The sequence below is a fragment of the Acidimicrobiales bacterium genome (assembly GCA_035316325.1).
Taxonomy (GTDB): domain Bacteria; phylum Actinomycetota; class Acidimicrobiia; order Acidimicrobiales; family VFJN01; genus DASXTK01.
The window spans coordinates 1-20069 of sequence record DATHJB010000088.1 but is presented as its reverse complement, the minus strand read 5'-3'; the positions used below and the strand labels follow the sequence as shown (position 1 = coordinate 20069).

The following is a 20069-nucleotide window of genomic DNA, read 5'->3' as shown; positions in this document are numbered from 1 at the left end:
CCCGACCAGCTCCGGGCGCAGACGTAGCATCGCGGCTCGTATGGCCCTCTACGTCGCCGAGGAGTTCACCACCGACGAAGCCGACGTGCTGCGGCGGTACTTCACGAACCTCGACGGTCCGGTCTTCGCCCTGGTGAACCTGCCGGAGGTCGTGAAGGGCGCGCTGTTCGCCCGTTACTCCCGCTCGCCCAAGAGCCTGCGTCGCCTGTTCCTCGACGAGTTCGTCGGCGACCTGGAGATCGCCGGCGACGTCACCGTCGACGCCACCATCGGCCTCGACCGGGCCGAGGAGCTCTACGACCGGGTGTTCTTCGAGTACGGCGACGATTCCGTCGCCCAGCTCGGCGGCGTCCACCTGGCCTGCGAGCAGGCGTCGAACGTGCTGACCAAGGTGCTCGAGTGGGGGCGGCTGATGTCGTACCTCGAGCAGTCCACCCGCTACATCACCTACGACAGCCGCCTCGACGGCCGCTACCGCTACCACCGCGACCCCGACGTGCTCGCCGGTCCGCTGGGCACGCGATTCGTGGGCGACCTCGACCGCCTGTTCGACACCTACGCCGAGATGGCGGCCACGATGGTCGAGTTCTTCCGGGAGCGCTTCCCCAAGCAGCCCGGCGACAGCGACCTCGTGCACCGCATGGCCGTGCGGGCCAAGGCGCTCGACGCCGTGCGCGGGGTGCTGCCGGCGGCCACGCTGTCGAACGTCGGCATCTACGGCTCCGGGCAGGCCTACGAGGCGCTGCTGCTGCGCATGCGGTCGCACCCGCTGCCCGAGGCCCGCGGCTACGCCGACATGATCCTCGGCGAGCTCCGCAAGGTCATCCCGAGCTTCCTGAAACGGGTCGACCTGCCCGACCGGGGCGGGCTGGCCTCCGAGTACATGGCCACCAACCACGCCGCGATGGGGGAGGTGGCGGCCCGGCTGTTCCCGGAGATCGCCCCGGCCGGGGTCGACGGCGACGCCGACGACGGCGCGCCGGTGGGGGAGCCGGGCGTCCAGCTGCTCGACTGGGACCCCGACGGCGAGGTCAAGACCGTCGCCGCGATGCTGTACCCCTACACCGACGCCCCCGAGGCGCAGCTGGAGGACCGGGTGCGGGCGATGGGGATCGACGAGCGCCTGTCGATCATCCGGGCCTACGTGGGGGAGCGCACCAACCGGCGGCACCGGCCCGGGCGGGCCTTCGAGCGCACCGGCTACCGCTTCGACGTGCTGGCCGACTACGGCGCCTTCCGCGACCTGCAGCGCCACCGCATGCTCACGATCGACTGGCAGCCGCTGTCGCCCCGCCACGGCTACACGCGGCCGGCGGCGCTGGAGACGGCCGGCCTGGCCGACGAGTTCGACCAGGCGATGGAGCGCTCGGCCGACCTCCACGACGCCCTGCTCGAAGAGCACCCGGCGCAGGCGCCCTACGCCGTGGCCCTGGCGTACCGGATCCGCTTCGTGATGCAGATGAACGCCCGCGAGGCGATGCACCTCATCGAGCTGCGCAGCACCCCCCAGGGGCACCCCGCCTACCGCACGGTGGCGCAGGAGATGCACCGGCTGATCGCCGAGCAGGCGGGCCATGCGGCGATCGCCGCGGCCATGTCGTTCGCCGACCATTCGGCCGAGCCGCCGCTCGAGCGGCTCGACGCTGAGCGCAGGGCGGAAGCCCGTCGCGCGTCACGCTGAGTCGCCCGGCGGAGGGCCTGGGCAGAGTGTTCTGCCCGTTGTGACCGCGGACCTCTCGCGACTCGCTACCCTGACCGGCCGCAGCCCCCTGGCTGCGTATTATCCGGCCCGCAAGTGGCCGACCCCGTGAAGGGACACGATGGCTGACGAAGACAACGCCGTGGACGTCGACGAGGTCGACGGTGACGACCTGGAAGAGGCGCCGCCCGAGGAGATCGACGAAGAGCTCGTCGACGAGGAGGACCCGGTCGTCGACACCGACGACTTCGACGACGACGCCGATGACGATTTCGTCGAAGAGGACGTGGTCGTGCCTGTCGTCGCGGCCCCACCGGCCCCGGCGCGCGCGAAGAAGAAGGCCGCCGCCACCGAAGAGGACGACGACGAAGAGGAAGAGGACGACGACACCGATGACGACGTCGAAGCCGATCTCGACACGATCCTGAAGGACCGCATCGCGGCCCAGCCGGACGACGACGACGATGAAGAGGAGGAAGGGCAGCCCGAGCCCGACGATCGGGGCGACGGCGCCGGCCGCATCCAGCCGAAGCGCCCGGGCGAGTTCGTGTGCCAGTCCTGCTTCCTGGTGAAGCACCCCAGCCAGCTCGCCGATCCCGACAGCATGCTCTGCTCCGATTGCGTCTGACGCAGCCCCGGTTGTCAGGATCTTCCGATGAGCGAGCGTGACGACGAGCGGAGTGCTGTGGGCGGGCCGGGCGAGCAGGAGCCGTCGCTGCTGGGCCAGGTCTGCGACATCGTGCGCTACGCACCCATCGCCATCCTCCTCGACGGACCGTCGATGCTGCCGAAGCTGGCCGAGCAGGGGAAGGTCCACATGGGCAACGCCAGGGTCCTGGGCCGCCGAGCCGTACGTCAGGCGGAGCCCCAGGCCCGCCGGCTGCTCCAGGGGCTCGGCGAGCAGGCGGGGCAGCTCCTGAAGGTCGTCGGCCTGGTGCCTCCTGCGGAGGAGGACGACGAGCCGCCGGCGTCCCGGCCTCGGGCCCGCGTCGAATCGCCGCAGGTCCACCCCACCGGGGGCAACGGCGCCGCTCCCGTCGTCGGTCCTGCGGTGGAGGAGCTGGCCATCCCCGGCTACGACAGCCTGGCGGCGTCGCAGGTGGTCAACCGCCTGCCGGGGCTCACCTCCGAGGAGCTGGAGGCCGTGCGCAGCTACGAGGCGGCCAGCCGCGGCCGCAAGACGATCCTCAACAAGGTCGCCCAACTGCAGCAGCCGTCATGACGATCTCGTCGCCCGCGCCCGAGGAGTCGGCCCGGCCGGCGACCCCGGACGACCTGGCTGCGCTGCACGACCTCGTGGTCGCCGCCATCGCCGAGAAGCGCACGCAGAAGGGCGGCGAGCTGTGGGCGCGGCGGGAGCGCCGTCCCGACCCGCTGGAGGAGTCGCTGGCGGCGTCCCTGGTGGACGACAGCCAGGCCGTCCTGGTGGGCACCATCGACGACACGGTCGTCGGCTTCGGGGCGGCCCACACCGAGAAGCTGGCCGACGGGGGGCTGCTGGGCGTCGTCGACGAGGTCTACGTCGACCCGGGAGCGCGGGCGATCGGGGTGGGGGAGGTGCTGATGTCGCAGCTGGTCGGCTGGTGCCGGGACCAGGGGTGCTTCGGCGTCGACAGCCTGGCGCTACCGGGTGACCGGCACACCAAGAACTTCTTCGAGTCGTTCGGCCTGGTCGCCCGGGCGATCGTCGTGCACCGCTCGCTGACCTGAGCGCCGGGCTGGGGTCGGGCTAGCGGCCCTTCCACTGGGGCGGGCGCTTCTCGATGAAGGCGGTGAGGCCCTCGCTGAAGTCCTCGCTGGACATCGCCTGGGCCATGCCCTCCATCGACATCTTCCAGCCGACCTCGTCGTCGGCGTGCGTGGCCTCCAGCACGACCTTGCGGCTCGCCCGCACGGCCACCGGGGCGTTGGCGCACACCTTCTCGGCCAGCTCGACGGCGGCCGTCAGCGCCTCGCCCGGCTCGACCAGGCGGTTCACCAGGCCGAAGTGGTAGGCCCGGGTGGCGTCGATCGGGTCGCCGGTGAGGGCCAGCTCCATCGCGAGGTTGAAGGGGATCTTGCGGCCCAGGCGGAACAGGCCCCCGGCCGCGGCCACCAGCGACCGCTTGACCTCGGGGATGCCGAAGGTGGCGGTGGTCGAGGCGACGACGAGGTCGGAGGCCAGCACGAGCTCGGTGCCGCCGGCCAGCGCCGGGCCGTCGACGGCGGCGATGATGGGCTTGGTGCGCTCCCGCTTGACGAACCCGCCGAAGCCGCCCCGGGCGGTCGCCAGGGCGGCGGCGTTGCCGGCGTTGATCTCCTTCAGGTCGGCGCCGGCGCAGAACACCGGCGGCTCGCCCGTGAGGATGCCCAGCCAGAGGCTGTCGTCCTCCTCGATGCGGTCGACGGCGGCCTCGATGCCCTGGGCCACGGCCCCGTTCACGGCGTTGCGGGCCTCGGGGCGGTTGATCTTGACGATCGCGAACGGACCCTGGGTTGTGACGTCGACAGCCATGGCGGTTCAAGGTAGGAGGTTCGCGCTGATGCAACCAAGCTGTCGGAGAATCGAAACCTGGCACTGCAACCTTCGTTAAGCTGCGGCGGTCAGACTTCGGAGAACGATGGACGAACAGCCCTCACCCGCGGAACCTGCCAGAGATGACCGACGATAAGCCCCGGCATCTCCAGTGCCCGTTCTGCGAGGCATACGAGGTAGAGCGTCTGTACCTGGGCTCCGTCCACCTTGATTCCTGCACCTGCCTGAGCTGCGGTGCCCGCTGGGACGAAGACACCGAAACCGGCCGCTACTGCGGCCGCGGCGACGTCGACTCGGTGATAGCCCCCCGCCAGTTCTGATTCCCGCGGCGCCCGGCGGCGCCAAGCGACCGAAACGGTCGCCCCACACCGCCCCATCGTCCTCCCACCGCGCCGGAGCGGCGCAGCAGGACCGAATCGGTCGCCCCACACTGTCGTCGGGCTGTCGCCATCGTTGCGGTGTCGAGCAACCATTTCGGTCACCGGGCGCCGCAACGACTGTGCGACCACCGTGACGTCGGGCGTTCTGGCCGCGGGTGCCGGCGCGGCGCGTCGAGCTGCCCGGGACGGCTCGGCTGCCTATGCGGAGGCGGTGGCCTCGGCCTCGGCGGCCAGCTCCGTCGCCGGCTCGCCGTCGTCGGCGTCGTCGGCCTTGTGCTCGGCCTCCGGGGTGTCCTCGGTCGGTGCGTCCTCGGGGGCGGCAGCGGCTTCCGGCTCGGCGTCGGCCTGAGGGGCGTCGGGCGTGGGCACGGTGGCGGTGTCCTCCGCCTCGACCTCGGGCGCTGCGACGCTCGCCTCGGCTTCGGCGGCCTCCGGCTCGGGGTCGGCCACTGCAGTCTCGGCGGTGGCCGCCTCGACTTCGGCGGTGGCCGCCACGACCTCCGGGGTGATGGCCTCCGCCTCGGCGGTGGTCGGCTCGACTTCGGCGGTGGCTGCCTCGGCCTCCGGGGTGACGGCCTCCGCCTCGGCGGTGGTCGCCTCCGCCGCCGGCTGCGTCTCGGCGTCGGGCTGGGGAGCCTCCGCCTCCGGGGCGGGGGTCTCGGTAGTGGTGTCCTCGGCCTTCGGCTTCGGCTCCGCCTCGGACCCGGGCTTGGAGGACTTGGCCTCCGGCTGGGGCTTGTTGCGGGGCTTGCGGCCGCCGCCAGCACCGGGGGCGCCGTCGCCGCGGGCACCCGGGCCACCTGGCTTGCGGCGAGGGGGGCGGGGGCGGGCCGGGGCGTCGGAGGGCTTGATCGCGAAGATGTGGGCGATCTCCGGGAGGCGGGAGCCGAGCTTGGCGATCAGCTCGCGGAGATCGGCGGGGAGCTTCTCGGGCAGCGAATCCGGGACGACCCGGCGGCGGATGGGGGAGTAGGCGAGAGCATCCAGCACGGTGGCCCAACGTTGGGGCCCGGTCTCGGCCGTCAGCGCCTCGTTCGTGACGGTGATCAGCTGCTCGGCCAGGTTGCCCGGCAGCGGCGATCCCGCCTTCGGGGGCCGCGACGACAACCGCAGGGCCCGCACCACGCGGCCCTCATGCAGGTTCTCGGCCACCTCGGCCACCCAGGCCGACTGCTCCTTCTCGACGCGGTTGATCAGCGCCTCGCGCAGCTGGTCGGCGACGGCCCGGGCCTCCTGGTCGCGGCCGGCGTCGTCGGCGGCGTTGACCACCGAGCGCAGGTCGCGCAGGTCGAGCTCGTCGACCGACGCCAGCGCGGCGTCGGCCCGGTCGCGCCACACCGCGGCCTGGGCCCGGTTGCGCAGCTTCTCGGCGATCTCCAGGAGCGGCTGGGCGGCGACCTGCGTCTTGCCCTCGGCCTTGAGCTCCTCGTTCTGCTTCTCGATGGCCTGCCGCACCGCGGGGATGCCGCCCTGCACCAGCTGCTCGGCGATGGGCCGCTGCTCGGCCGGCAGCGACTCCAGGAGCGCGGCACGGTGGACCCGGGCCGGACGGAGGCGCTTCGGCTTCGGCTTGGCGTCGGGCGGCGGCGTGCTCGGACGGTCGCGGTGCCGGTCACCCCGGTCACCCCGATCGCCACCACGGTCCCGATCCCGATCTCGACCGTCACGGGCGCCGCGCTCACCGCGGTCGCCCCGATCGGAACGGGGGCCCCGACGGTCGCGGTCGCCACCCCGGCTGTCGCCGCCACGTTCGTCACGACGCCGCGCGCCGCCACGCCGGTCGTCCTCGCGCCGCGGCTTGCGGGCGAGGTGGGTGGTCACCAGCGAGCCCTCGGACCGCGGTGTCAGGAGCTCGATGCGCTCGGGCTCCGTGCGCACCGCCTTCTTCGGGGCGATGACGGCGACGATGGTCAGGCCGTCGAGGAAGCCCTCGATCTCGACCTTGTGGTTGTCGCCGACCTTGCTCTTGGCCGGCAGCAGCTTGCTGTCGACCGTTCCTCTGGGCTCACGTGCTCCGGCGGCGCGCCACGTCCAAGTGTCGTCGTCGCGCTTGCTCGTCAGCTCGATGTCGATCCGCCGGGCCATAGGGGGTCAACGCTAGCGCGCGAGCTGTCACCTCGACCGACTTGCCCCGCGGCTCCGTCGCTCCCAGGCCGCCGGATCACCCAGAAGCTCCTCCACAGGGGCCGGCAACGACGACGCCACGATGTCGGCGAGCGTCACCTCCTCGAGGACGTTGCGCAGCGCCGCCCGGGTGGCGATCCACACCCGCTGCAGGGCCTCGGCGGGACCGACGTAGACGATCTCTTCGGGTGGTGTGCCGTGCACGTCGGCCAGCGGCCCCTCGACGGCGCGGATGATGTCGGCGACCGACACCGACTCCGGGGGCCCCGCCAGCCGGTAGCCACCGTCGGCGCCCCGCTGGCTGGCGACGATGCCGGCCCGGCGCAGGTCGGCGAGGATGTTCTCCAGGTACTTGCCGGGGATGCGCTGCCGCTCGGCCAGCACCTCGCCCTTCACGGGCGGATGCTCGGCGGCGGCGAGCTCGATGGCGGCCCGCACGCCGTAGTCGACCCTGGCGGTGATGCGCACCCTCGGGAGACTACGGCGTGCGGGCGCCTCGTCGAGAGAGACCGAGCGGACCTCTCTCTTGCGCTCTAGGCAGCCGCGGGCGCAGCCGTGGCGGTGAACGTGTTGCCCGGGCCGGGCACCAGCAGGTTCAGCGCCGGTGTGAGGAGCCCGCAGTCCTTCAGCGGTGGGAAGGTGAACGTGCCCGACAGGGTGCCACTCTGAGTGGCCAGGTCGATGGGGCCCGACGACGTGAGCGTGATCGGCGTGGCCGTCTGGCAGCGGTCGCCCACCAGGTTCAACCCGAGGCCCAGCGGCTTCACGTAGAGGATCTTCACGTCGAAGCTCGACGTCAGCGAGACCACCGACGTCGCCAGGTCGATCGTGCCGGCCGCCGGCCCGGTCGGCACGATGGCGGCACCGACCTCGGCCGCCGGCAGCCCGACGAGCTGCAGTGTCGTCTGGCTCGCCTGGAACGCGAGGTCGCCGCTGATCTCACCGGTGCCGGCGTCGAACGTGCCGTCGAACGTGCCGACCGCGCCGAGGTCCTGGTCGAGCCGCGCGAGGTGGGTGGTGGCGGTGATCGTCTGGTGGATGGGCAGGTCGGGGTCGGCGTCGGCTCCCGGTGCGGCGACCACCAGCGCGGTCGCGGTGGCCAGGAGGGCGCCACACAGCGCGGCGGCGCGACGCAGCTTCGAGGGGGACATGGGGGCTCTCCTTCGTCGTGACCCGCCTGACGCAGGGACAGTAGAAGCAACCCCCTGGTCAGCCGGAGGATGCTCGACAGCTACCTGACGGGGCGTTAGATTTGTAACGCGTTTCAGTTTTGAGGGGGGACGGTCAGCTGCTGCACATCGCCTACACACCCGAGCAGGACGTGCTTCGGCGTGAGCTGCGTGAGTACTTCGCGGAGCTGATGACCCCCGAGGTGCAGGAGGAGTGCGCGCTGGGCGAGACCGGCGGGCCCCACTGCCTCGAGGCGGTGCGCAAGATGGGTCGAGACGGCTGGCTGGGGCTCGGCTGGCCGACCACTTACGGCGGTCAGGGTCGCGGCGATGTCGACCAGATGATCTTCATGGACGAGGCCTGGCGGGCCGGTGCCCCCATCCCGTTCCTCACCATCAACACCGTCGGCAAGACCATCCAGGAGTTCGGCACCGAAGCCCAGAAGGACCTCTTCCTCCCGAAGATCCTCGCCGGAGAGCTGCACTGCTCCATCGGCTACACCGAGCCCACCGCCGGCACCGACCTGGCGTCGCTGCGCACCACCGCCACCAAGGACGGCGACGAGTGGGTGATCAACGGCCAGAAGATCTACACGTCGCTGGCCAGCTACGCCGACTACGTCTGGCTGGCCGCCCGCACCGACCCCGACGCCCCCAAGCACAAGGGCATCTCGATCTTCCTGGTGCCGACCACCTCCCCGGGCTTCTCGTACACCAAGATCGAGACGATGGTGAACGCCTCCACCTTCACCACCTACTACGACGACGTGCGGGTACCCGAGGACGCCGTCGTCTACGGCGTCAACCGGGGCTGGGACCTCATCGTCAACCAGCTCAACTACGAGCGGATCTCGCTGGCACCCGCCGGGATGTTCGCCCGCGTCTACGACGACGTGGTCGCCTGGGCCCGCGACACCAAGCTGCCCGACGGGCGCCGCGTGGTCGACCAGGAGTGGGTGCAGGTCGCCCTGGCCAGGGTGCAGGCCAGCCTCGAGGTGCTCAAGCTCCTCAACTGGAAGGTGTCGGCCGCGGCCGACGTGGGCGCCGGTGCCAACCCCGCCGACTCCAGCGCCACCAAGGTGTTCGGCACCGAGTTCTTCGTCGAGGGCTACCGCACGCTGCTGGAGGTGCTGGGGCCGGCGGCGACGCTGGAGCGCGAGTCACCCGGCGCCCTCCTGGCCGGCCGGCTGGGTCGAGCGTTCCAGGGGACGTTGATCCTCACGTTCGGCGGCGGCGTCAACGAGATCCAGCGCGACCTCGTCGCCCTGTTCGGCCTGGGCCTGCCCCGGGTGCCGAGGAGCTAGGGGAGCGACGACATGGACTTCACCCTGACCGAGGAGCAGCAGGCGATCGCCGACCTGGCCGACACCATCGTCGGCGAGCAGTGCACGCCCGAGGTGTTGCGAGCCGTCGAGTCGGGTCCCGACGACCTGGCGGCGAACGCCTGGAAGGCCGTGGCCGTCGCCGACCTGCTCGGGCTGGCTCTGCCGGAGTCGTTCGGCGGTAGCGGACTGGGCCTGGTCGAGGCGGCGCTGGTGGCCCAGAAGGTGGGGCGTCACGTGGCGCCCGTGCCCTACTGGACGTCGACCGCCGCCGCCCTGGCCGTCGCCCGCTGGGGCGACGAGAGCCAGCAGGCCCGCTGGCTGCCGGGCGTCGCCAACGGCTCGGCGCCGCTGGCAGTCGCGCCGTGGCACCCGGTCGACTCGGGGGAGATCGGTGCGCGCCCAGTCGCAGGGGAGGGCGACTGGGCGCTGCACGGCACGGCCACCCCGGTCCCGTGGGCCGGTCAGGCCGCGGCCCTGGTGGTGCCGGCGCAGACCGACTCGGGCCCGGGGCTGTTCCTGGTCGACCTGGCAGCTGCCGGCGTCACACGGGTCGACGAGCAGGCCATCAACCACGAGCCGGCGCAGACCGTCACCTTCGACAGGACGGCGGCGACGCGGCTGGGCAGCGACGGCGACGACGCCGTCGAGTGGTCGACCCTGCGCACCCGCGCCCTGCTCGGCGCCACCATGCTCGGCGTGTGCGAGGGGGCTCTCGCCCTCACCGCCACCTACGTGACCGAGCGGAAGCAGTTCGGCTCGCCCATCGGCACGTTCCAGGCCGTGGCCCACCGCTGCGCCGACGCCTACGTCGACACCGAGGCCATCCGGCTCACCAACCTCCAGGCGCTCTGGCGCCTCCAGGCCGACCATCCCGAGGCCGACGACGCCGTGGCCGTGGCCACCTTCTGGGCGACCGACGGCGGGCATCGTGTCGTGCACGCCGCCCAGCACCTCCACGGTGGCATCGGCATGGACGTCGACTACCCGATCCACCGCTACTTCCGTTGGGAGAAGGTGCTCGAAGCCCTGCTCGGCGGCCCTCGCGTCGCCCTTGCCAGCCTCGGCACCTCCATAGCCAGACCCGCTCCCACGAGCTGATGCGCAGGCCAGTCGAAGCCGGTCCGCATCACCCCACATCGAGACGTATCGTGCTGCTCCGACCCCAGGGGGAATCGCAGTGAATGTAGGTGCAATCGAAGGTCGTTCCCGTCGTCTGCTGGCGTTGCTGATGGTGGGCCTGCTGCTGCTCGGCGCCACGGCCTGCGGGCGCTCCGGCGACGAGGAGTCGTCCAACGACGAGGGCGCAGAGGAGCCGACGCCCAGCGACGACGGCGGCTCCGGCTCCGAGGGCGACCGCCTCGCCCAGGGTGAGTTCGGCGACCTCGGGGTCGTCTGCCAGGACGGCGACGCCAGCGGTGCCACCGACACCGGGGTGACCGACGACGAGATCCGCATCGGCACCATCACCAACAAGGGCGCCGATGCGCGGCCCGGCCTCAACCAGGAGATGTACGACTCGGCGGCGGCGTTCGTCGACTGGTGCAACGAGCACGGCGGCATCAACGGCCGCGACCTCGTGCTCGACGACCTCGACGCGAAGCTCGTCGACTACGGCCAGCGCATCGCCGAAGCCTGCGAGGGCACCTTCGCCCTGGTGGGCGGGGGTGCGATCTTCGACAACGGTGACGCCGGCGCCCGGGTCGACTGCGGCCTGGCCAACATCCCCGGCTTCGTCGTGACGCCCGAGGCCCGGGTCGGCGAGCTGCAGGTGCAGCCGCTGCCCAACCCCGTCTACTCGTTCCAGGTGCAGTCGTACCTCTCGATGCAGGAGCTGCACCCCGACGCCACCAAGTACGGCATCCTCTGGGTCGACCTCGAAGGCGTGAAGACCGTGCGCCAGCAGGTCAAGGAGTCAGTCGAGAAGCTCGGCTTCGAGGTGGTCTACGACGCCACCTACCAGGCGATCAACGAGACGGGCTGGCGCGGCTTCGTCCAGTCGATGAAGGAGAAGGGCGTGCAGGGCTTCGAGCTGGTCGGTGAGCCCGAGAACATGACCGCCCTCCTGAACGCCATGCAGACCGAGGACTGGTACCCCGAGTTCATCGTGATGCAGCCCAACATGTACGACGCGAAGTTCGAGGAGGAGGCGAGCGCCGCCGCCGGCGGCGACATCTACTCCCGCATCGCCTTCCCGATGTTCGACATGGACGGCGACGACTATCCCGGCATGGGCGACTACCAGGCCCTCATGGAGCAGTACCGCCCCGACGGCAAGTTCCCGGCGCTGCTCGGCGCCCAGGCGATGTCGGGGCTCCTCCTGTTCGCCACGGCGGCGTCGGAGTGCGGGTCGGACCTGACCCGGGAGTGCATGCTCGAGAACGCCGGGAGCCAGGAGGACTGGACGGCCGGCGGCCTCCACTCGCCGACGACGCCGGGCAACAGCCTCGCCCCCGAGTGCGGGATCCTGGTGCAGTTCACGCCCGACGGCTTCGTCTACGACGAAGAGGTCACGAACCCCGACGAGGGTGTCTTCAACTGCAGCGCCGACAACGTGTTGGAGCTCACGGACGACTACGGCGTGCCGAGGCCCAGCGAGTGACGCGGGCGTAGAGGACGCCACGGGGGGCGCACGACAGCAACATGGACCAGTTCCTGAACGCCACGATCCTCGGGCTCGCGTCCGCCTCCATACTGGCGGTCGCAGCCTCGGGGCTCGTGCTCACATACACGACGACCGGCATCTTCAACTTCGCCCACGGGGCGCTGGGGATGCTGGGAGCCTTCACCTACTGGCAGCTGCGGGTCGACTGGGGCTGGCCGGCACCGATCGCCCTGGTGGTGGTGCTGGGGGTGCTGGCACCGCTGGTCGGCGCCTTCATCGAGGTGGTGATCATGCGGGGGCTCACCGACGCGCCGGAGACCGTGCGCGTCGTGGTGTCGATCAGCCTGCTCGTGGCCCTGCTGGGCCTGGGCATCTGGCTGTGGAGCCCCAACGAGGCCCACGTCCTGCCGAAGTTCTGGGGCAACGAGTCGTTCGACCTCGTCGGCACCACGGTCACCTACCACGAGCTGTCGGCCTTCGTCGTCGCGGTCGGGCTGGCGATCGGGCTGCGGGTGCTGCTCTACCGCACCCGGGCCGGGATCGCCATGCGGGCCTCGGTCGACGACCGGCCCCTGTCGACGCTCAACGGCGCCCGCCCCAACCGCTCGGCCATGCTGGCGTGGGGCATCGGGGTGGCGTGCGCGGCGATCTCGGGGATCCTCACCGCCGGCCTGACGACGCTCAGCCACACGAGCCTCACGCTGCTGATCGTCAACGCCTACGCCGCAGCGATGATCGGGCGGCTGCGCAGCCTGCCGATGACCTTCCTCGGGGCGATGATCCTGGGGCTCGCCGACCAGTACGCGATCAGCTACTTCGACGAGACCAACACGCTGCTCAGCGACCTGCGCTTCGCCTTCCCGGCGATCGTGCTGTTCGTGGTGCTGATGGTGATGCGCCAGCCCCGACCACGGGGGCACGGGGTGGTGGCGAGCCGCGAGATCATCCCGCGGCCCGGCTGGATCGGGGCGCTGGTGACGGCCGCCTGCTTCGTAGCCGCCGGGTGGTTCATGTCGGAGATCCTGTCCGACCTCGACGCCGTGCTGGCCGCCCGCATCGTCGCCCTGTCGATCATCGCCCTGTCGCTGGTGCCGCTGGTGGGCTTCGCGGGGCAGCTGTCGCTGTGCCAGCTGAGCTTCGCCGGCATCGGGGCGGTGGTGATGGCCCACCACGGCGGCGACGGCAGCCCGTTGGGCCTGGTGTACGCCGCGGTGGTGACCGGGGTGGTCGGGGCGCTGCTGGCGGTGCCGGCGATCCGGCTCGGCGGCTTGTACTTCGCCCTGGCGACGGCGGCGTTCGCGGTGTTCCTCGACCAATGGGTGTTCGGGCTGGCCGACTTCGAGCTCGGCCCGTGGACGATCAAGCTGTTCGGCTCGGGTTCGGTGCCCATCGAGCGGATCGACCTGCCGGGCACCGACACCGGCGGCGGCCTGCTGATCGTGCTGGCGGTCTTCTTCGCGGCGCTGTACCTGCTGGTCGTGGCGATCCGGCGCAGCTCGTTCGGCCAGCGGCTGCTGGCGATGAAGGACAGCCCGGCCGCCGCCGCCACGTTGGGCATGAACCTGACCGCCGTGAAGATCGGAGTGTTCACGCTGTCGGCCGCGATGGCCGGCGTCGGCGGCGCCCTCTACGGCGGGACGCTCGGCTCGGTGGCGCCCAACCGCTTCACCTTCTTCGAGAGCCTCCCGCTGACGCTGCTGGCCGTGGTCGGCGGCATCGGCAGCGCCGCCGGGGCGCTGGTGGCCGGCGTCCTGCTGGGCGGCCTGCCCATCGTGATCGACCAGTGGCCCGCACTGCAGAACATCGAGAAGATCCTGCCCGGCACGATGGGCATCGCCCTGGGGCGGAACCCGAACGGCGTGGTGCAGGACTTGCGCGAGGGCTTCGCTCCGGTGCTGCGCTCCAAGCTGGTCACCGCGTTCACCGTGGTGGCGACGCTGGGGGTGCTGGGCCTGCGGTTCAACGACGCGATCGACGGCTGGGCGTTCGCCGGGGCGCTGGCGGCCGCGATCCTGGTGGGGCCGCTGCTGTTGCGCATCGCGACGGCCCGGAAGGACGTGGCGACCGTGGACCTCGACGAGGTCGACGCCGCAGAGGCTCCCGAGGAGGTCGCCTGGGAGTGGGTCGGCATCGACCGGCCCTTCACCCCCGACGACGCCGCCACCCTCGACCGTGCCCTCGGCCTGGAGACGACGTCATGAGCGTCGCCGGCAAAAACGACAGTGCGCTCACCGTGCGCAACGTGACGGTGAAGTTCGGGGGACACCTGGCACTCGACGACGTCGCCCTCGACGCGGCGCCCGGGCAGGTCACCGGGCTCATCGGCCCCAACGGCGCCGGCAAGACCACGATGTTCAACGTGGTCACCGGACTGCTCGTCCCCCAGCGGGGCGAGGTGCGGCTGGGCGGCGTCGACCTCACCCAGCTGTCGCCCTACCGCCGGGCCCGGCACGGGCTGGCCCGCACGTTCCAGCGCCTGGAGCTGTTCGGGCTCCTGACCGTGCGGGAGAACGTGCAGCTGGCCGAGACGCTGGGCGGCCGCCGGGGTCGCCGCGGCGCAGCCCGTGCCGACGAGCTGCTCGAACGGGTCGGGTTGGACGACGTCGCCGACGTCCGCGCCGACGAGATGCCCACCGGCAAAGCCCGCCTGGTCGAGCTGGCCCGGGCGCTGGCGACCCGTCCCCGGGTGCTGCTGCTCGACGAGCCGGCCTCGGGCCTCGACGAAGGCGAGACCGAGGCGCTGGGCGAGCTGCTCGCCGCCATCGCCCAGGACGGCGTGGCCGTCGTGCTCGTGGAGCACGACGTGCAGCTGGTGATGCGGGCCTGCCACGACGTCCACGTGCTCGACTTCGGGTCGATCATCGCCCGGGGCACGCCCGACCAGGTTCAACGCGACCAGGCGGTGCTCGATGCCTACCTGGGCGCCGGGACGGGGAGCGTGACGTCGTGAGCGTGAACGGGCAGAACGGCGAGGAGACCCTCGTCGAGCTGCGGGGCGTGCGGGCCGCCTACGGGACCATCGAGGTGCTCCACGGGGTCGACCTGCGGGTCGGCGCGGGCGAGGTGATGGCCGTGTTGGGGCCCAACGGCGCCGGCAAGTCCACCACCCTCAAGGTGCTGGCCGGCCTGCACCCGCTGGCCGGCGGCGATCTCCTGGTGGCGGGACGTCGGGTCAACGGTGCCCTGCCGGAGGACCTGGCCCGCGCCGGCCTGTGCCTCATCCCGGAGGGCCGTGGTGTCTTCCCGGGGCTGACCGTGCGCGAGAACCTGCGGATGGCGACCCATCGGGGCATCCCGTTCCGGGCGATCGAGGAGGCCGCCTACGGCCGCTTCCCGCAGCTCCACCGGCGTCGCAGCCAGGTTGCCGGCACCCTGTCGGGCGGCGAGCAGCAGATGCTGGCGCTGGCCCGGGGCCTGGCGACCGATCCGGCGGTGCTGATCCTCGACGAGCTGTCGATGGGGCTGGCACCGCTGGTGGTCGAGCAGCTCTACGCCCAGGTCGCCGACCTGGCGCGCACCGGGGTGTCGGTGCTGGTGGTCGAGCAGTTCGCCAGGGTCGTGCTGGGTGTCGCCGATCGGGCGGCCATCATGGTGCACGGCAGGGTGAGCGACGTCGGCGCACCGCACGAGATCGAATCGAAGCTTTCCACTGCCTACCTGGGTGGCTAAGGGGTTGAAGATGAGTGTCACGATGAACAACGACGGGACGGACGCACGGGTGGAGCAGTTCAAGGCCGAGGTGGCCGGCATGCGCCTGCGCGATCCCGCGACCGGCCTCGACCGGCTGCTGCTGCGCCTCGGCGTGCTCGGCATGATCGGCGGGCCGCTACTGGCCCTCGTCGGTTACTTCCTGTCGCACAGCGCCACGGGCCCGCTGCAGCAGCGCGATGCCATCGTCCAGGCGATCCTGGGCCTGGCGATCACGGTGGCCGGTGCGGCCCTCTACGTGAAGGCGTCGCTCGCCGGGTTCCTCCGCTTCTGGATGGCCCGGTTCGTCTACGAGCAGCAGGCCCAGGCCGATCGCCTGGCCAAGGCGGTCAAGGGCGGCCCTACCGCCTAGATCCTCTGGATCAGCTGCGCTCCATTTGGTACAATTGCCATGTAAGCTTATTAGAGAGGCGGAAGCTGACATGGGGAAATATAGACGTGTATTCGCGTTGTTTAGCGTGATTGTCGTCGCATCTTTGGGGGTCATCGTCGGCACGGCAGTACCTGCCAGTGCCGCTACCACTTGCGGCGGTTCGGCCACCGCATTTGGTGGCGGTCCCGGGGTGGCGTACTCAACGATTGCGCCCAGCGTGACGCAAAACTCACCACACTTCAACTGCGTTCTGGTGCGCAACAACAACAACAATTGGGGAGTGATCGTTCTTCAGATCGCCCTGAGAGATTGCGCCGGCCAGGCGATTGCAGTCGACGGTGACTTTGGTGCTGGCACCGAGCAGGCCGTGAAGAACGTGCAGGCGGTGACCGGCGTGGGCGTCGACGGGAAGTACGGACCGGTGACCCGCAACGCCATGCCGTGGCCGGCCTCGAGCACCACCGGTAGCGGTTGCGTCGTGGGGAACCTGTTCAACTTCCCGAACTGACGGTTCCTTTCCCGATTGCGCAATGCCCTGGCCAGGGGCTCGCCCCCATATGGCCAGGGCATTAGCCTTTCGGCTGATGCAGGGCGTGAGCGGCCGGCGGCGGGACCCTCCTCTCGTCGGTCGCGGTCGGGAGCTGGCCGGCCTGCTAGCGGCGGTCGCCGAGGGGACGGGCCGGGGTGCGCTCGTCGCCGGGCCGCTGGGGGTCGGCAAGACGCGACTGCTCGACGAAGCGGCCGACCTGCTGGCCGAGCAGGGCTGGACGCTGCTCCGGGTGCGTCCCGCTGGGGACGACGCGGCCGCGGCGCCGTTCGGGTCGCTCGGGAGCCTCCTGCCGGCGCTGAGCGACGACCCGGAGCGCTGGGCGCTGGCCGTCCACCGGGGCATCGACCACCTGGTGGCGCGGGCCCGGCCCGGGCGGCCGCTGCTGGTGGCCGACGACCTGCACGGCTTCGACGCCGCCTCGGCGACGCTGGTGCAGCAGGCAGTGGTCGAGCGGCGGCTCCGGCTGCTGGGCGCCCTGCGGACCGGGCCCGACGCCCCCGACGCCGTCACCGCCCTCTGGAAGGACGACCTGGTGGAGCGGGTCGACCTGGGGCCGCTCGAGCGCTCCGACGCCGACGAGCTGCTGGAGGAGCTGGTGGGCGGATCGGTCGACGCCGCCACCCGGTCGCAGCTGTGGCTGTGGAGCGAGGGCAACCCGCGGCTCCTGACCGAGCTGGTGGACGAGACCCGCGCCGAGGGCAGCTGGCACCGTGACGCCGGGCTGTGGCGGCTCGTCCGCGGCCCCGACGACGCCCCCCTCCGGTCGCCGACGCTGGCGGCGATGCTCGCCGACCGGCTGGCCGACGCACCCGACGCGGTGGCCGAGGTGGTCGACGTGCTGGCGCTCTCCGGGCGCCTGCCGGTGGAGGTGCTGGCCACGCTCGTCGGCCACGGTGCTCTGGCCGCCGCCGAGCGGGCCGGCCTCACCACCACCGACGACGAGGCCACCGGGCGGCTCGTGCGGCTGGCCAACCCCTTCTTCGCCGAGCTGCGCCGCACCGATCTGAGCGACGACCGGGTCGGCCTCCTGCGCAACCGCCTGCTCGACGTGTTCGAGCAGCTCGGCCAGATCGCCGCCGCCGACGTGCCGCTGCTGGCCCAGTGGTACGTCGAAGCGGGACAGCACGGCCCCGGCACCGCCGACCTGCTCACCCGGGCGGCCGAGGAGGCGCGGTCGAACGACGACCCCCGCACCGCCGCCGACCTGGCCCGCCGGGCCCGCGCCCTCGGCCATGACGACCGCACCGGCCGCCTGCTGATCTACGCCCTGGCCCGCCTGGGCGCCACCGACGAGCTGGGGCAGGTGTCCGACGAGGTCACCCACTCGGCCGTGTCCGACGACGTGCGGGCCGAGGCGGTGCTCAGCCGGGCCCTGTACATGTTCCAGTTCGCCAACCGGCCCGACAAGGCCGAGGCCCTGCTCACCGACGCCGCTGCCTACCTCACCGACGGGCGCTGGCAGGAGGCGCTGCAGACGCAGATCGCCGGCTTCCGCCTGCAGCGGGGCGACCTGGCCGGCGCCCAGGCCGTGGCCCTGCCGCTGCTGTCGTCGGGCAACCGCAACACGGTGGCCGGAGGCATCAGCGTGCTGTCGCCGCTGCGGCTCATGCAGGGCCATGTGGGCGAGGCGATCGAGCTGGCCGAGCGGGGCCTCGAGCTGGCGCTGCAGATGCTCGCCGACCCCCGGGAGCGGGGCGACGACGACGCCCTGACCGTCGGCGAGTTCCTGTTCCACCAGATCGGGGCCTGGGTGGAGGACGGCAAGGTGCGGGAGGCGGAGACCGCGGCGGGGGCGGCGATCACCGCCCTCGACGACTCGGTCGACCCGTTCACCCGGGCGTTCGTGGCCTTCGAGGTGGGCCGGATCGCCCGGGCGCGGGGTCGTCCCGAGACCGCGGCGCGGTGGTTCCGCGAGGCGTCGGCCGGCTTCGAGAGCATCCGCCGCGACGGCTTCGCCGCCTGGTCGCTGGCGGGGCTGGCGAACGTCCGGGCCGAGGTGGCCGACGTGGAGGGCGCCCGCGAGGCGACCGAGCGCTGCCGCACCTTCACCGCCCACCCGATCGGCCTGGCGGCCGGCGAGCTCGACCGCTGCCTGGTGTGGGCCAAGGTGACGGCCGGGGTCGACCCCGACGAGCTGGTCGCCGACCTCCTGGCGGCGGCGCGGCGGTCGCTGGAGCGGGGCGAGGTGCTGCACGCCGCCCACGCCTTCCACGACCTGGTGCGGATCGGCCGGGCCGGCCACGGCGAGGTGCAGCTGCGGGAGCTGGCCACCCGGTCGGACGGTCAGCTGGTCGAGGTCTTCGCCCGTCACGCCACGGTCACCGTCGCCGGCGACACCGACGGCCTGCGGGCGGTGGCGGTCGACTTCGAGCGGCTCGGCTACGACCTCCACGCCGCCGAGGCCTGGAGCCAGGCCGCCGAGCAGGCCCGCACGGGCGGTGAGCTGCGGCGGGCCATGGCGTCGCACCGGCGGGCCAGCCGCTGTGCCCGGCGCTGCGAGGGCGCCCGCACGCCGCTGCTGAGCACCTGGCCCGACCCGCTCGACCTGTCGCGCCGCGAGCGGGAGATCGCCCGGCTCACGGTGTCGGGCATGCGGCGGCGCGACATCGCCCGCCAGCTGGTGATCTCGCCCCGCACGGTCGACAGCCACCTGCAGCGGATCTACCGCAAGCTCGGCGTCCACGACCGCGAGAGCCTGGCCCAGGCGCTCGACGAGGAGTCCCCACCGGACACATTGCTCGCGTCCGGCTGACGGAGCGGACGGTAGGCAAGCCGGATCGCGTTGCGCGACCACTACTCATGACCCTGGGTACTTGCGCTGGCAAGGTGTGCACAAGCAGATCGGGCTGAAGGACGCTGACGACGACACGTCGCCTCGGTGACGCATCGTGGTCAGGACAATCGTGGTGGGAACCACCGGGGCGAGGGCGGGAGCCAGTCGTCTCGCGCCCTCGGTCCCGACTGATCGGGTGCCACGCGGCGGGCGTGGCACCCGGCAGCAAGTCCGCTCAACCCTTGGGCTCAGACGCCGGCGGAGGCGATCTTCTGGGCCCAGGGGTAGTCGGGCTTGCCGCTGGGGGAGCGCTGCACCCCGGCGACCAGGGTCATCTGGCGGGGGATCTTGTAGCCGGCGAGCCGGGATCGACAGTGGGCATCGAGCTCCTCCAACGTGAGCTCGGTGCCCTCCCGCAGCTGGACGACCGCGGCCACCTTCTGTCCCCAGCGCTCGTCGGGGACGCCCACCACCAGGGCGTCGAACACCGCCGGGTGGGCCTTCAGCGCCCCCTCCACCTCCTCGGGGAAGACCTTCTCGCCGCCGGTGTTCACGCAGCCGGAGCCCCGGCCGAGGAGCGTGATGGTGCCGTCGGCCTCGTGGAGGGCCATGTCGCCGGCCAGCACGTAGCGCTCGCCCTCGGGGCCCTGGACGAACGTGGCGCGGGTCTTCTCCTCGTCCTTGTAGTAGCCGATGGGCATGTTGCCGCGGCGGGCCAGCCGGCCGATCACGGCGGTGCCGGCCGGCAGCTCGCGGTAGTCGTCGTCGAGCACCACGGCATCGCGCGACGGCGCCACCGACGGGCCGCCCTGGGTGCCGCCCAGGTCCTTCTCGGCGTCGGCCGACACCAG

At 72.0% G+C, this 20069-nt stretch carries 19 protein-coding genes; 14 read left to right on the top strand and 5 right to left on the bottom strand.

Features of this window, described 5'->3' with window-relative positions:
• The first annotated feature begins 40 nt into the window (after nt 1-40).
• The 4 genes from VK611_12670 to VK611_12655 all read left to right on the top strand — a co-directional run bounded on the left by VK611_12670 (nt 41) and on the right by VK611_12655 (nt 3409).
• Complete coding sequence (locus tag VK611_12670) at nt 41-1681, top strand: FAD-dependent thymidylate synthase (GenBank protein ID HMG42182.1); 1641 nt, start codon at nt 41-43, stop codon at nt 1679-1681.
• 139 nt (nt 1682-1820) lie between these two features.
• Nucleotides 1821-2327, top strand: coding sequence for a DUF4193 family protein (locus VK611_12665; GenBank protein HMG42181.1), 507 nt, complete (start codon nt 1821-1823; stop codon nt 2325-2327).
• Nucleotides 2328-2354: 27 nt separating this feature from the next.
• Nucleotides 2355-2921, top strand: a complete 567-nt coding sequence (locus VK611_12660; GenBank protein HMG42180.1) for a hypothetical protein — start codon at nt 2355-2357, stop codon at nt 2919-2921.
• A complete protein-coding gene (locus tag VK611_12655) occupies nt 2918-3409 on the top strand; it encodes a GNAT family N-acetyltransferase (GenBank protein HMG42179.1) in 492 nt (163 codons plus the stop codon). Before VK611_12660 ends, VK611_12655 begins: the two co-directional genes overlap by 4 nt.
• Nucleotides 3410-3428: 19 nt before the next feature.
• Here the strand turns inward: VK611_12655 and VK611_12650 are convergent, their stop codons facing one another.
• A complete protein-coding gene (locus tag VK611_12650) occupies nt 3429-4193 on the bottom strand; it encodes a crotonase/enoyl-CoA hydratase family protein (GenBank protein ID HMG42178.1) in 765 nt (254 codons plus the stop codon).
• 143 nt (nt 4194-4336) lie between these two features.
• Between VK611_12650 and VK611_12645 the strand changes: the two genes are divergently transcribed.
• On the top strand, nt 4337-4534 hold the full coding sequence (locus VK611_12645) for a hypothetical protein (protein ID HMG42177.1): 198 nt from the start codon (nt 4337-4339) through the stop codon (nt 4532-4534).
• A 258-nt stretch (nt 4535-4792) separates the two neighbouring features.
• Here VK611_12645 and VK611_12640 read toward each other — a convergent pair whose 3' ends face one another.
• The 3 genes from VK611_12640 to VK611_12630 all read right to left on the bottom strand — a co-directional run bounded on the left by VK611_12640 (nt 4793) and on the right by VK611_12630 (nt 7869).
• Nucleotides 4793-6679, bottom strand: coding sequence for a hypothetical protein (locus VK611_12640; GenBank protein ID HMG42176.1), 1887 nt, complete (start codon nt 6677-6679; stop codon nt 4793-4795).
• A 27-nt stretch (nt 6680-6706) separates the two neighbouring features.
• Complete coding sequence (locus VK611_12635) at nt 6707-7186, bottom strand: Rrf2 family transcriptional regulator (protein ID HMG42175.1); 480 nt, start codon at nt 7184-7186, stop codon at nt 6707-6709.
• A gap of 65 nt (nt 7187-7251) precedes the next feature.
• A complete protein-coding gene (locus VK611_12630; GenBank protein HMG42174.1) occupies nt 7252-7869 on the bottom strand; it encodes a hypothetical protein in 618 nt (205 codons plus the stop codon).
• A gap of 119 nt (nt 7870-7988) precedes the next feature.
• Between VK611_12630 and VK611_12625 the strand changes: the two genes are divergently transcribed.
• The 9 genes from VK611_12625 (at nt 7989) to VK611_12585 (ending at nt 19197) form a co-directional block, all read left to right on the top strand.
• A complete protein-coding gene (locus VK611_12625; GenBank protein ID HMG42173.1) occupies nt 7989-9191 on the top strand; it encodes an acyl-CoA dehydrogenase family protein in 1203 nt (400 codons plus the stop codon).
• Nucleotides 9192-9203: 12 nt separating this feature from the next.
• Nucleotides 9204-10310 (top strand): acyl-CoA dehydrogenase family protein, encoded by a 1107-nt coding sequence (locus VK611_12620; GenBank protein ID HMG42172.1) that lies wholly within the window; start codon nt 9204-9206, stop codon nt 10308-10310.
• A gap of 79 nt (nt 10311-10389) precedes the next feature.
• Complete coding sequence (locus VK611_12615; GenBank protein ID HMG42171.1) at nt 10390-11811, top strand: ABC transporter substrate-binding protein; 1422 nt, start codon at nt 10390-10392, stop codon at nt 11809-11811.
• Between the two features lie 41 nt (nt 11812-11852).
• A complete protein-coding gene (locus VK611_12610) occupies nt 11853-14015 on the top strand; it encodes an ABC transporter permease (protein HMG42170.1) in 2163 nt (720 codons plus the stop codon).
• The gene (locus tag VK611_12605; GenBank protein HMG42169.1) at nt 14012-14764 is read left to right on the top strand and encodes an ABC transporter ATP-binding protein; all 753 of its coding nucleotides are present in this window, start codon (nt 14012-14014) and stop codon (nt 14762-14764) included. The genes VK611_12610 and VK611_12605 overlap by 4 nt, the downstream gene beginning before the upstream one ends.
• Nucleotides 14761-15483, top strand: coding sequence for an ABC transporter ATP-binding protein (locus VK611_12600; protein ID HMG42168.1), 723 nt, complete (start codon nt 14761-14763; stop codon nt 15481-15483). The genes VK611_12605 and VK611_12600 overlap by 4 nt, the downstream gene beginning before the upstream one ends.
• Before the next feature lie 10 nt (nt 15484-15493).
• On the top strand, nt 15494-15874 hold the full coding sequence (locus VK611_12595; protein ID HMG42167.1) for a hypothetical protein: 381 nt from the start codon (nt 15494-15496) through the stop codon (nt 15872-15874).
• Nucleotides 15875-15980: 106 nt separating this feature from the next.
• Nucleotides 15981-16403: a peptidoglycan-binding domain-containing protein gene (locus tag VK611_12590; protein HMG42166.1), complete on the top strand. Its 423-nt coding sequence runs from the start codon at nt 15981-15983 to the stop codon at nt 16401-16403.
• A 76-nt stretch (nt 16404-16479) separates the two neighbouring features.
• Nucleotides 16480-19197: a LuxR C-terminal-related transcriptional regulator gene (locus tag VK611_12585; GenBank protein ID HMG42165.1), complete on the top strand. Its 2718-nt coding sequence runs from the start codon at nt 16480-16482 to the stop codon at nt 19195-19197.
• Nucleotides 19198-19466: 269 nt separating this feature from the next.
• Here the strand turns inward: VK611_12585 and VK611_12580 are convergent.
• Nucleotides 19467-20069: acyl-CoA synthetase (locus VK611_12580; GenBank protein ID HMG42164.1), on the bottom strand; the 603-nt coding region annotated here is incomplete at its 5' end.